This window comes from Mucilaginibacter sediminis (genome assembly GCF_051903035.1).
GTDB lineage: Bacteria > Bacteroidota > Bacteroidia > Sphingobacteriales > Sphingobacteriaceae > Mucilaginibacter.
On record NZ_CP170602.1, the window covers coordinates 3,223,151 to 3,236,370 of the forward strand.

The following is a 13,220-nucleotide window of genomic DNA, read 5'->3' on the forward strand; positions in this document are numbered from 1 at the left end:
AGATATTTGTTATCAATAGTCCTCGGCTGTTGTCAAACCCCAGACTTAGTTTTAAAAACTTAAGTCTCCCGTCGTTTAGTTCCGACGCAAAAACTTTTTGAATTTTTACTTTTGAATTTTGACTTACAATTATAGCATCCCCCCATCAACCGGAATAACCTGCCCGGTAATATAGGTTGCCATATCTGATGCCAGGAAAACGCAGGCATTGGCTACGTCTTCAGTAGCGCCGGCGCGTTTAAGCGGGATTGCTGCCGCCCAGCCCTCAACCACCTTAGGGTCTAACACTTCGGTCATTTCTGTTTTGATAAAACCAGGAGCCACCACGTTGGTACGGATATTACGCGAGCCCAATTCTTTAGCCATTGATTTGGAGAAACCAATGATACCTGCTTTTGAAGCGGCATAGTTACCCTGCCCGGCATTACCCTGAACACCTACAACCGAGCTCATGTTAATGAACACACCGTTACGGTTTTTCATCATGATCTTTGATGCCGCTTTGGTTACGTTGAAGATAGATTTCAGGTTAACGTTCATTACTTCGTCCCAGGCTTCTTCGGTCATGCGCATCAGTAAACCGTCTTTTGTGATACCGGCGTTGTTAACCACGATATGAAGGGTGCCAAAATCGGCAATGATATCAGCTATCAATTTTTCGGCTTCGTCAAATTTTGAGGCATCGGAGCGATAGCCTTTAACTTGTGTACCAAAGCTTTGCAATTCCTGCTCTAAAGCCTGCCCTTTTTCAACAGACGACAGGTAAGTAAAAGCTACATTAGCGCCGTGCTCGGCAAATTTTTCGGCTATTTTACGGCCTATTCCTTTTGATGCACCGGTGATAAGTGCGGTTTTTCCTTCTAATAATTTCATTTATGTACTATTTCGGGCGGTGAAGTTAGTTGTTTTAGTATCAAGTATCAAGTAGTTAGTATCAAGACTGGTTAGCGGCAGGTAACTGATGGATAACAATGGTGTTAGGGCAGCTTGCCATTCAATTTAAGCCACTAAAAATGAGCATAGTTGTGCCCTACATCTTTTTTTAATTTGTCTTGCTACTTGATACTTACTACTTGATACTATTTCACTACCTTTGCGGCTCAAAAAATCACTGTAAATGAGCCAGTCTGTTCAAATAAAAAATGCTTTAATTTCTGTTTACTATAAAGACAATTTAGAGCCAATAATTCTCGAGTTAAATCGCCTTGGTGTTAATATATATTCTACCGGTGGTACCGAAACTTTTATCCGCAATTTAGGGGTAAATGTGATACCTGTTGAGGATCTTACCTCGTACCCGTCTATATTAGGCGGTCGTGTTAAAACCCTGCACCCTAAGGTGTTTGGTGGAATTTTGGCCCGCCGTAGCTTTGATAGCGACGAGAAACAACTGGCCGAATACGAAATCCCTGAATTGGATTTGGTAATTGTAGATCTTTACCCGTTTGAAGAAACTGTGCAATCTGGCGCAGGTGCCGAAGATGTGATCGAAAAAATTGATATCGGTGGTATTTCCCTGATCCGTGCCGGTGCAAAAAACTTTAAAGATGTAACCATCGTTGCTTCAAAAGACGACTATGGCATACTGGAAGACATCCTGAAAACACAGGATGGCGTAACCACTATTGATCAGCGTAAATCATTTGCGCAAAAGGCATTCAACATTACTTCAAACTACGACACACACATTTTCCAATACTTTAACCAGGAAGAGCCGCTGCCGGTGTTCAAACAAAGCATCCTTACCAGCCAAACCTTACGTTACGGCGAAAACCCGCACCAGAAAGGTACATTTTATGGCAACCTGGATGCCATGTTTAACAAACTGAATGGTAAAGAGCTTTCGTACAACAACCTGGTAGATGTTGATGCAGCAGTTGCGTTAATTGACGAATTTACCGGCGAGCCAACCATCGCCATATTAAAACATACCAATGCCTGCGGCATTGCTTCGCGCTCGTTTATTAAAGAAGCCTGGATAGATGCATTGGCTTGCGACCCGGTTTCGGCTTTTGGCGGTGTAATTATCGCTAACGATGAGATAGACGCCGCTACCGCCACCGAGATTGACAAAATATTTTACGAAGTGCTGATTGCACCTGCCTATACCGACGAAGCAGTGCAAATATTGCAGGCTAAAAAGAACCGCATTATTTTAGTTCGCCAACCGGTTGAATTGCCGGCTAAGCAGTTTAAAACTTTGCTTAACGGTGTTATTGAGCAGGATAAAGACGCAGTTATTGAAGGCCCGGCACAAATGACCCCGGTTACCAACCGCAAGCCGACCGAGCAGGAGCTGAAAGATTTGTTTTTTGCCAATAAAGTGGTAAAACATACCAAATCAAACACCATTATATTTGCCAAAAACGGCCAGCTGATGTCAAGTGGCGTTGGGCAAACCTCAAGGGTTGATTCATTGAAACAGGCGGTTATTAAAGCCAACAGCTTCGGCTTCGATCTGAATGGTGCAGTGATGGCCTCCGACGCGTTTTTCCCGTTCCCTGATTGTGTGGAACTGGCTGCCGAAGCCGGTGTTACCGCTGTATTACAACCAGGCGGATCAATAAACGATAAACTATCTGTAGCCATGTGCGATGAAAAAAACATCTCGATGGTAACCACAGGAGTGCGTCATTTTAAGCATTAATGTTTGAGTTGATTAGGTTGATTGAGTTGGATTAAGTGAGTGGTTTAAAAAAACAAGAGCGAGTATAACAACTCAATCAACCTAATCAACCCAATCCAACTTAATCAACCCGCGCAAACAATAAATATTAATTTTTAACGCTTTTAATTGCAAGTATGTAATTTTATTAAGCGTATTTTTATAAACTTTGCAGATTATTTCAAGGGAAACATTAGATGGGTTTATTTAACTTTTTTACACAGGAAATTGCTATTGATTTGGGTACTGCCAATACCCTCATTATACATAATGATAAAGTTGTTGTTGACGAACCGTCTATCGTGGCGTTCGACAGGACTACCAACAAGGTTATTGCCATTGGGCGCCAGGCCATGCAAATGGAGGGTAAAACACATGATAATATCCGTACGGTTCGCCCGCTTAAAGATGGTGTAATTGCCGACTTTAACGCTGCCGAACACATGATACGCGGTATGATCAAAATGATAAACCAGGGTAAAGGATGGTTCTTCCCATCGTTGCGTATGGTTATCTGTATCCCATCGGGTATTACCGAGGTTGAGAAACGCGCGGTGCGCGACTCGGCCGAGATTGCAGGCGCCAAAGAGGTTTACCTGATACATGAGCCAATGGCTGCCGCGGTAGGTATAGGCATTGATGTGGAAGAGCCTATGGGTAATATGATCATCGATATTGGTGGTGGTACTACCGAGATTGCGGTTATCGCGTTATCGGGTATCGTGTGCGATCAGTCCATCCGCGTAGCGGGTGATAACTTCGACTCGGATATTGTACAATACATCCGCCGCCAGCACAATATCATGATTGGCGACCGTACTGCCGAGAAAATTAAAATTGAAGTTGGTGCAGCACTGCCCGAGCTGGCAGATCCACCGGCTGATTTTGCAGTACAAGGCCGCGATTTGATGACCGGCGTGCCAAAACAAATCATGGTATCGTATACAGAGATTGCACATTGTCTTGATAAATCTATCTCCAAAATAGAAGAAGCGATATTAAAAGCGCTGGAAATTACCCCGCCCGAGCTTTCGGCAGATATTTACCAGACTGGTATTTACCTAACTGGTGGTGGTGCTCTATTGCGCGGCCTTGATAAACGTGTGGCAGCCAAAACCAAACTGCCCGTTCACGTAGCCGAAGACCCCCTACGGGCCGTAGTACGTGGCACAGGAACCGCCCTTAAAAACATAGGTAATTTTAAATTTTTAATGCAATAGTTGATCAATGACTGAATTATTGAGTTAGTGAATTAGTGATTTTTAATTGCTTTTTCAATTCAATAATTCAGTTATTCACTAATTCACTAATTATAAAGCGATGCGTAACCTCTTGATATTTATCACTAAGTATAACGCGTTTTTTTTATTCCTGATTTTTGAGGTGAGCGCGTTGCTTATCTATATCAAATACAACTCTTTTCAAAAGGCTACTTTTATCAGTTCGCAAAACCAGGTTACCGGCAGTTTATTTGGGCAGGTAAGCGAGTTTAAGGGATATTTATCTCTAAAGGACGTAAACGACAGCCTTGCACGAGAAAACGCAAGGTTACGGGGAATGCTTAAAACATCATTTTATGTTGATACTACCGAAAAGCATAAAGTTGTTGATACTGTTTACAAGCAGCAATATACTTACCTGGTAGCCCGTGTTATCAATAATTCAACTAATCAATCCAATAATTACATCACCATAAACAAGGGCAGCAGGGATGGCATAGCCAAAGATATGGGTGTAATTTGTGGTGCCGGTGTGGTGGGTATGATAGCCGACGTAACAGACCATTACGCTATTGTAAAATCATTACTGCATTCAAAAAGCCAGTTTAGCGCAATGCTGGTAAAAGATAAATCTGTTGGCTCATTTATATGGGGAAACGATCTTAATCCGCGTAAGGGTTTACTAAGCCTGCAAAATGATGCCAAGCCCACCCTGGGCGAAATGGTAGTAACATCAGGTTATTCGCTTTTCCCAACCGGGATCCCTTTTGGCAAGGTAACCAACCTGCATGCCAAAGAAGGCGGCTTGCTGCTTAATGTAGAGGTTGGCCTTTCGGTTGATTTTAGCAAACTGCAATACATATACGTAGTAGTTAACAAATACGCACAGGAACAAGCCGGATTGGAGGCCGCAGAAGTCAAATAATGGGCCGCACTATCATCATCAATGTAATCCGCTTTTTGTTATTGGTGTTTATGCAGGCATTCCTGCTCAAAAACATCACTTTTTACAACCTGTCTACTCCTTACTTTTATATCCTGTTTATATTGCTGCTTCCGTTCGAGACACCGAATGTGTTGCTGTTTGTATTATCATTCCTGTTAGGCCTTACAGTAGATGCATTTTACGATACTCCCGGTCTGCACGCCGCCGCTTGTGTGGTGCTTGCCCTGGTGCGCATCCTTTTCATCAATATAACCGTGCAAAAAGAAGGGTTTGACAACGAGCCTGAACCAACCCTGAGCATTATGGGCTTCAGGTGGTTTTTCACTTATACGGTGATACTTACGTTTGCCCATCATTTTTTCCTGCTAACCCTGGAAGTATTCCGGTTTTCTGAAATACAATACACACTAAGCCGTGTTGTTTTAAGTTCAATATTTACGGTATTTTTGATACTTGTTTCGGGCCTGCTATTTTTCAAAAGGAAAGAACGTAAATGAATAATTTTTTCGAGCGTCGCTACGTTATAACCGGCATTTTTGTTACTATAATTTTTACGCTGCTGGCCAGGCTTTACTATATCCAGATAGTTGACGACCGCTACGCTATTTACGCTACCAAAAACGTTATCCGTAGTTTTATCCAATACCCGGCCCGCGGGCCCATTTTAGATAGAAATGGTAAAATACTGGTACAAAACGTGCCTATTTACGATATCATGGTAACGCCCAAAGATGTAAAGCCCTTTGATACCGTTGCATTTTGTAACCTGTTGGGTATTGATAAAGCCGGCTTTGACAAGCGCTGGATAAAAGCCATCAAATATTCGCCAAATAAAGACTCCCCTTTTGAAAAACAAATATCGGCCGAGCGCTTTGCTTCGATACAAGAAAAAATAAATGATTTTGTTGGCTTTTATGCCTTGCCCCGCACAGTACGTACTTATCCCGATTCGGTTGCGGCGCAGTTTTTAGGTTATATTGGTGAGGCACAGGACCGCGATATCAAGCGCTCAAATGGCTATTACCGGCTGGGCGATTATATTGGTATAACAGGTGTAGAGAAAGCTTACGAAAATGTTTTACGCGGGCAGCGCGGTGTTAAAAACATGATGGTTGATTCGCGCGGGGTACAAAAAGGCTCGTTCGCCAATGGCGCATTTGATACGGTAGCCCGTACCGGCGAGCGGCTTACGTCCTCGTTAGATATAGAATTACAAAAGCTGGGCGAACATCTGATGCAAAATAAGCTGGGTAGTATTGTAGCCATTGAACCATCAAGCGGCGAGATCCTGGCTTATGTAAGCAGCCCCAGTTACGACCCTAACCTGATGGTGGGCCGCGAACGCGGTAACAACGCTGCTAAAATGTATAACAATCCGTATAAGCCATTTTTCATCAGGCCTATACAGGCTCAGTATCCGCCAGGCTCATCATTTAAGCCATTAAGCGCTTTAATAGCTTTGCAGGAAAATATCATCTCCCCTTCAGAAACATACTATTGCACCGGGCATTACAGGGCTGGCAACCGGTTGGTGCCATGTAACAATGGCGAAGCTCACGGTAGCGTTAACATGGGCAGGGCTGTAGCCGAATCCTGTAATGGTTATTTTTCGATGGTGTTTCAGCGGATATTGGAACGCAGCGGAGCAAAATATACTGAAGCCGAATTTACAAAGTGGAGGGCCAACGTGATGAAATTTGGTTTAGGTGCCCGGCTGGACCTGGATATGCCTGCCGAAAGCCGCGGAAACGTACCAACGCCCTTACATTACGACAACGTTTATAAAAAAGGGGGATGGCGCGCCAGCACCATCATTTCTTTAGCGATAGGCCAGGGCGAGCTATTGGCGACACCCCTGCAAATGGCCAACCTGGAATGTACCATTGCCAATCATGGCTTCTTTTACAAGCCACATTTAATTAAAGCCATTGGTACCGAAAACGTTATTAAGGCCGAGTATACCAAAAGAAACTATGTGGGTATAGATTCGCAATACTTTGAACCTGTTATAAATGGGATGCAGGCTGTGGTAGAGGATGGAACCGCCCGCAGATCAAAAATTCCGGGCATTATCATGTGCGGTAAAACAGGTACAGCGCAAAATCCGCGTGGCGAGGCTAACTCGGTATTTGTGGCCTTTGCACCTCGCGAGAACCCTAAAATAGCCATTGCCGTTGTTGTAGAAAACTCGGGCGAGGGTGCGCACTGGGCGGCCCCTATTGCCAGTTTTATCGTCGAAAAATATTTAAGAGGTAAGATAACACCGCGCGAATCGGGCATTACGGTTGATTATTTTGCCAATGCTAACCGCATGCCCGATTTGACCCTTTACGCCATGGATTTGAAGAAAGAACGCATGCGCGATAGTATCCGAGCGGTGAAGGCCGACTCGATAAAAAAATTCAAGGCCGATTCCATAAAAAAGGCAGCGCGTTTAAAAACGGCAAACAATAACAAACCGAATAGCTGGGGCAATTTATTAGCAGGCAGGGGGGCTGGCAAATAGCATGAACAACAACAATAATAATCAGCGCAGCTTCTTTTTTAATGTTGATTGGGTTACGGTGTTCCTATACCTTATCCTGTGTACTATTGGCTGGTTCAACATTCATGCCGCGGTTTTTGATGAAAGGCATCCAAGTATAATAGATGGCGCCACCAATTATGGTAAGCAATTTATATACATCATTGTGGCTGTAGTAATTGGCATGATCATCCTGCTGTTGGAAAGTCGCTTTTTTAGTGCCCTGTCGCCGGCTTTTTATGTTGTAACAGTGCTTTTGTTAATAGTTGTACTGGTTGTTGGCCGCAATGTTGGCGGTAACCAGGCCTGGATAAACCTTGGCGGCGGTTTCAGGCTACAGCCGTCGGAGTTTGCCAAGTTTGCTACATGCCTGCTATTGGCCCGGTACCTGAGCGGGCCGAATATCCGCGTTACCGATCCAAAATCTTTTATGGCGGCGGGGGCTATCATTGGCTTGCCGATGATATTGATTATGCTGCAGCCGGATACTGGCTCAACACTGGTATTTTGTTCGCTTATCTTTGTACTCTACCGGGAAGGTTTATCACCGTACTTCCTCATCGTAACCGGTTTGCTGATCACACTTTTTGTGGTGGCCCTCCTGTTTAATCCCTTGCATATCATCATTGCATTGGTGGCATTTACTGCCCTGGTTATCTTTTTATTCAGGCGTAACCGCAAACTTATCAGTACCATGCTGATAGGGCTTGCTATCTCCATCACCTTTGTATTTAGTGTAAAATTCATCTACACCAATGTTTTAAAACCCCACCAAACAGACCGCATTAACATCATTTTGGGCATCACTACCGATTTAAGGGGCAAAGGGTATAATGTAAACCAATCAAAAATTGCCATAGGCTCGGGCAAAATGTGGGGTAAAGGTTATTTACATGGTACCCAAACCAAATACTCATTTGTGCCCGAGCAAAGTACCGATTTTATTTTTTGCACCATAGGCGAGGAATGGGGCTTTGCGGGCTCGCTTGTGTTATTAGGCCTCTATATTTTCCTCATTCTCCGGGTTATCTTTATCGCCGAGCGACAGCGATCCCCCTTTTCACGCATCTATGGTTATGGGGTAGCCTCTGTGCTCTTCTTCCACGTCGTAATCAATATCGGCATGACGATAGGGATAGTACCTGTTATCGGTATCCCGCTGCCGTTTATAAGTTACGGGGGGTCGTCGTTATTAAGTTTCACCATCCTGCTTTTCGTGCTCATTAAGTTCGATTCTAACAGAATGGGGATTATTTAAACTGCAAAAAATAAGCGTTTGGATAACGAAAGCGTACTAATAACACACATTTTCGGCATTCTTAATTTCCTATACAAAAAAACATCTGCACACCTGAAATTTGCATATCTGCACATCAAAAAAATTATTCTTCATAATTTTTTCCCCTGTTTTCCTTTTTTGCCGATTGTCTCTTTTTGTTGTCAAGGCGGGCGGCTTTGGCGGCCTTGCTTACTTTGATGGGTTTACGCACTTTTTGTACCTGCAGGGCGCGACCTAAAAGGGCAATCAGCCTTTCAACCGCTTTTTCTTTATTAAGGTATTGGCTGCGTTCTTCATCGCAAATTACTTGTACCAGGCCATCTTTATTTAACCTGTTTTGCAATTTGCCCGTGAGCAATAATTTCTCATCATCAGTAAATAAGCCGGAACCGGCAACATCAAACAAAAGTTCAACCTTGCTTGATACTTTATTTACGTTTTGGCCTCCCTTACCCCCGCTGCGTGACGTTTTGTAGTTTATTTCTTTTTGTAAATCGGCTTTATTCAGGTTCATTTTTCAAATGTAGCTTTTTTAGGTTGATTAGGTAAATTGATGTGCAGGTGTGCAGATTACAGATGTGCAGATGTTTTTAACTTAACCCACTAACCAAGTTGATCAACTACTCACTTAATCAACCATTCAATAACCAACAATCAACAAAAATCGTTATTTTAGCAGCTCTTATGAACAACAATATCGTAGTAGCAATTGATGGTTATTCATCATGTGGTAAAAGCACTTTAGCAAAGGCTTTAGCAAAAAAACTTCATTTTATTTATGTAGATAGTGGTGCAATGTACCGTGCCGTGGCTTTGTATTTTCTGCGTAATAACATCGACCTGACCAATCATGAACAGATTGCCGAAGCGCTGAACAACATCCATCTTAACTTTCATTCAAGGGATTACAAAACACATATCACCCTTAACGATGAAGAAGTATCTGACGAGATACGCCAGATGCATGTGGCCGAAAAGGTAAGCACCATAGCGGCAATACATGAAGTGCGCGTTGCTATGGTAAAACAACAGCAGCGCATGGGCAAATCAAAAAACATCATTATGGATGGCCGCGATATTGGCACCGTTGTGTTCCCGAATGCGCAGGTAAAGCTGTTTATGACTGCCGACCCAAAGATTCGCGCCGAGCGCCGGTATAAAGAACTGTTGCCTACCAACCCCGAAATAACCTTAGAAGAAATTTTTGATAACCTGGCCCACCGCGATTACCAGGACACCACCCGCAAAGAAAGCCCGCTGACACGTGCCGAAGATGCTATTATTTTGGATAATACAGACCTGAGCCCAGACGAACAACTACTGTTTGCCCTGAGCCATATTGAGCCTTTCCTGGCCGATTAAATATTGACATTAGCATTGTCCGGAACAAAAATTGGCCGGGCAATGCTAATCTTCTGTAAACCTCACCGTTGGTACCCCAAAACGGTTTAAAAAATCAACGCCTTCGTCGCTGCCAATGCCTTTATATTCGGCATACGATTTATCAAAATAAACTTTAGTTATACCTGCCGAATAAATAAGTCGCGCACAAGCAATACATGGCGATAGTGTGGTATACAACGTTGCCCCTTCCAGCTTTGCGCCGCTTTTAACGGCATATAAAATCGCATTTTCTTCGGCATGCAACGCTAAGGAGCAACTTCCTTTTGAATCGCGTGCGCAGCCTTGTTCCGGCCATTCCTCGTCGCAGTTATGCGTGCCCGCAGGCGGCCCATTGTAGCCTATGGATATAATACGCGTGTCTCGGGTTAAAACAGCGCCCACGTGGGCTTTAACGCAGTGTGAACGCTTAGCCAGATCGGTTGCCAGGTTCATGAATATCGAATCGAAACTTGGTTTCATAGTTAAGTCATTAGGTCATTAATGCCATTGGGTCATTAAATCATCTGAAAATGACTTAATGACCCAATGGTTTATGACGGTTTTAAAAATTAGTGGCCTGCTGCAACCTCAACATGGTCAAGGTCGATACCCTGGCTACGCAGTTCGCGGCTCACTTTCCAGGCAAAATAAGCAAGGTAAGCAAAGCCCAACACAGGAACAATATAGGAGAAGTGAATACCGCTCATGCCCGGTATAACGTTACCTGCGCCATCAGCTACTTTGCCTTGTAGCGGAGGGATAATAGAGCCACCTAAAATCATCATGATCAGGAATGCAGATCCCTGACTGGTGTATTTTCCTAAGCCGGTAATAGCTAAAGAGAATATGGAAGGCCACATGATAGAGCAGCACAACCCACCGCTGATGAAAGAGAATGTTGCAACTTTACCCGTTGTAAATAACCCAACCAGCATAAATGCAACGCCTAATAAACCTAATACAGACAGAGTACGTGTAGGTTTTTGCTGACCGATAAAGAAGGCAACAATCAAGATGGCTACACAAGCCGCATAACCATACAGGTTGCTCACATTTACACCAGTGGCGGCATTTACTAATAGTACTATACCAAATGCTATAAAAGGAATAAGAACTGTTAACACATATTTAACCGTTTTAGAAAGGTTAAACGCGCCTATCGCGCCGGCGAAACGGCCGATCATTAAGCTACCCCAGTACAATGAAATATAAGGCGCAATGTCCGATTCTTTGAACGATCCAAACTCAGGCGTTTTTAATAACGATCCCATATTGCTTTGAATAGTAACCTCGGTACCTACATAAGTAAATATAGCCAGCATACCCAAAATCAATTGCGGATACTGCATAGCGCCCCAGCCCTCTTTACTTTGTTTAGCGGCAAAAATAGTCCCCACCAACGTCAATACAATAATAGCCAATGAAGCATACACAAAATACTGGCTTTTTATATAATCTGAAGATAGCAGCTTATTAAGATAGGCACTCAACGGATCGGCGGCTAAAATTAAACAGAATGCCAAAAACATAATTAAAAGCGGTGTATTTGCCTTGGGGCTTGCCTCAATTTTTTCATCGCTGGTAACCTTTGGCAAATTTGAAAACCAAAAGAAGATAGCTACAGCAATAAATAAACCGGCAAGCATGTAGTAAAGGTTGTTCACAGAAGAAATTTGTACATTCTTTGCCTCTATTTTGGCCGCTGCCGAGCCAAATAAAATAATACCCACTACTACGGGGCCTAATAAACCACCAATGTTATTAATACTACCTGCAAAATTTAACCGGTTTGAACCTGTTTCGGGCGGCCCCAAAGCAACTACAAAAGGATTGGCAGCAGTTTGCTGTAACGAAAAACCAACCGCTATAATAAAAAACACCGTTAATATTAAACCAAATGATCCCGATGCAATAGCCGGAATCATGCCGATTGCGCCAATCGCAGAAATTACCAGGCCTAATATGATACCATTTTTATACCCCATTTTATTCATGATATCAACTTTGCTGAAAGATGAAGCAAAGTACAGGATCAACGAACCTATGAAGTAACCACCATAAAATGTAAAATCAATCAACTGCGATTCAAATTGGGTTAAATGAAAGTGTTCTTTACAAAAAGGTATGAATACACCGTTGGAGGCAGCTAAAAAGCCCCAAAAGAAAAATACAGTTATAAGCGTATAAAGAGCCGAACTGTAACTTTTAGCATTGTTTTGTTCCATTTTTAAATTAGGTTATACAGAATAGATTTTGAATCGTTAAACATAATTGATTTTTTGTAAAACTGGTCATACTATTTTAAATTAAAATAAATCACAATTTTAAGTTTCGTTGTTTATGAGATAAAATTGCATATTCGCATTGTTCAAAAATGAACAAAGCCTAACTTAATGATAAAAGCCATTATTTCGGGAATTGGGTTTGGATTGGTGTTGACGGTTATTACTGGCCCGGTCTTTTTTGCTCTTATTAAAACCAGCATCGAAAAAGGTTTTCATGCGGGTGTAGCCCTTGCCCTCGGTGTTGTTACCAGCGATGTAGTATTTGTTGGCGCCTTACTTTTCGGTTCGCAATATATAGATGTATCTGATCATACTAAACTGATTGCAGGCGTTGTTGGCGCCGTAATATTGTTTACCCTTGGTTTATACTATTTGTTTAAAAAGGCCGAAGTAAACTACGACAATAAAGTACCAACCGGCATCAACCGCGCAGGCTACTTTTTAAAGGGCTTTTTGATGTGCATCTTTAACCCCACCCTATTATTCCACTGGACAGTTGTTATCGGCGCTGCCAGTACTACTTTCCTGGTTGGCACCCCCCACCGCTCATTCCACATAGCCGTTATGTTTTTAACTATCCTTATTGTGCAGTTTGGCATGGATACCACTAAAGCCTTTTACGCCGATAAGCTGCGCGATAAAATATCGGTTAAACTCATCCACCGCCTTAACGAAGTGGCCGGCATAGCGCTTATAATAGCCTCGCTGGTATTGATTGATAAGTTGGTTACCCACTTTGTTTTCGCGGCACCGCCAGGGTCGTGAAGCCCCCCAGCCCCCTGAAGGGGGAGTTTTTGAATTGCGAAGCGTTCCGTTGGAACGCCTGGTACACCCGGAACGCCCCGGAACAATTTATCGCTGATAATCAATGACTTACGGCTTTAGCAAAAGCGGGAGCGGAACACTATAAACTCTCAT

12 protein-coding genes are annotated in these 13,220 nt (G+C 43.1%); 8 read left to right on the top strand and 4 right to left on the bottom strand.

Annotated elements, in window-relative coordinates:
- Positions 1–129: 129 nt before the first annotated feature.
- Positions 130–873, bottom strand: a complete 744-nt coding sequence (gene fabG, locus ACFGVS_RS12840; RefSeq protein WP_439698931.1) for a 3-oxoacyl-[acyl-carrier-protein] reductase — start codon at positions 871–873, stop codon at positions 130–132.
- Positions 874–1,117: 244 nt separating this feature from the next.
- Between fabG and purH the strand changes: the two genes are divergently transcribed.
- From purH to rodA, 6 genes are all read left to right on the top strand, one after another.
- The gene (gene purH, locus ACFGVS_RS12845) at positions 1,118–2,647 is read left to right on the top strand and encodes a bifunctional phosphoribosylaminoimidazolecarboxamide formyltransferase/IMP cyclohydrolase (RefSeq protein ID WP_439698932.1); all 1,530 of its coding nucleotides are present in this window, start codon (positions 1,118–1,120) and stop codon (positions 2,645–2,647) included.
- Positions 2,648–2,862: 215 nt separating this feature from the next.
- Entirely contained in the window at positions 2,863–3,885 is a 1,023-nt protein-coding gene (locus ACFGVS_RS12850; protein WP_090651245.1) for a rod shape-determining protein, read from the top strand.
- A 100-nt stretch (positions 3,886–3,985) separates the two neighbouring features.
- Entirely contained in the window at positions 3,986–4,810 is an 825-nt protein-coding gene (gene mreC, locus ACFGVS_RS12855) for a rod shape-determining protein MreC (protein WP_090651246.1), read from the top strand.
- Positions 4,810–5,328, top strand: coding sequence for a rod shape-determining protein MreD (locus ACFGVS_RS12860; protein WP_439698933.1), 519 nt, complete (start codon positions 4,810–4,812; stop codon positions 5,326–5,328). The genes mreC and ACFGVS_RS12860 overlap by 1 nt, the downstream gene beginning before the upstream one ends.
- Positions 5,325–7,337, top strand: a complete 2,013-nt coding sequence (mrdA, locus tag ACFGVS_RS12865; protein WP_439698934.1) for a penicillin-binding protein 2 — start codon at positions 5,325–5,327, stop codon at positions 7,335–7,337. The genes ACFGVS_RS12860 and mrdA overlap by 4 nt, the downstream gene beginning before the upstream one ends.
- A 1-nt stretch (position 7,338) precedes the next feature.
- Positions 7,339–8,613 carry a rod shape-determining protein RodA gene (gene rodA, locus ACFGVS_RS12870; protein ID WP_439698935.1) on the top strand — a complete coding sequence of 425 codons (1,275 nt, stop codon included), beginning with the start codon at positions 7,339–7,341 and terminating at the stop codon, positions 8,611–8,613.
- Between the two features lie 124 nt (positions 8,614–8,737).
- Here rodA and arfB read toward each other — a convergent pair whose 3' ends face one another.
- A complete protein-coding gene (gene arfB, locus ACFGVS_RS12875) occupies positions 8,738–9,148 on the bottom strand; it encodes an alternative ribosome rescue aminoacyl-tRNA hydrolase ArfB (RefSeq protein ID WP_439698936.1) in 411 nt (136 codons plus the stop codon).
- 170 nt (positions 9,149–9,318) lie between these two features.
- On the opposite strand from arfB, the gene cmk reads away from it, so the two are divergent.
- Positions 9,319–9,996, top strand: a complete 678-nt coding sequence (cmk, locus tag ACFGVS_RS12880) for a (d)CMP kinase (RefSeq protein ID WP_439698937.1) — start codon at positions 9,319–9,321, stop codon at positions 9,994–9,996.
- A gap of 45 nt (positions 9,997–10,041) precedes the next feature.
- Here cmk and ACFGVS_RS12885 read toward each other — a convergent pair whose 3' ends face one another.
- Both ACFGVS_RS12885 and ACFGVS_RS12890 read right to left on the bottom strand, forming a co-directional pair.
- Positions 10,042–10,497 (bottom strand): deoxycytidylate deaminase, encoded by a 456-nt coding sequence (locus ACFGVS_RS12885; protein WP_177183861.1) that lies wholly within the window; start codon positions 10,495–10,497, stop codon positions 10,042–10,044.
- A gap of 89 nt (positions 10,498–10,586) precedes the next feature.
- On the bottom strand, positions 10,587–12,242 hold the full coding sequence (locus ACFGVS_RS12890; protein WP_090651253.1) for an MFS transporter: 1,656 nt from the start codon (positions 12,240–12,242) through the stop codon (positions 10,587–10,589).
- A 168-nt stretch (positions 12,243–12,410) separates the two neighbouring features.
- On the opposite strand from ACFGVS_RS12890, the gene ACFGVS_RS12895 reads away from it, so the two are divergent.
- Positions 12,411–13,067 carry a LysE family translocator gene (locus ACFGVS_RS12895; protein WP_090651254.1) on the top strand — a complete coding sequence of 219 codons (657 nt, stop codon included), beginning with the start codon at positions 12,411–12,413 and terminating at the stop codon, positions 13,065–13,067.
- The last annotated feature ends 153 nt before the right edge of the window (positions 13,068–13,220 follow it).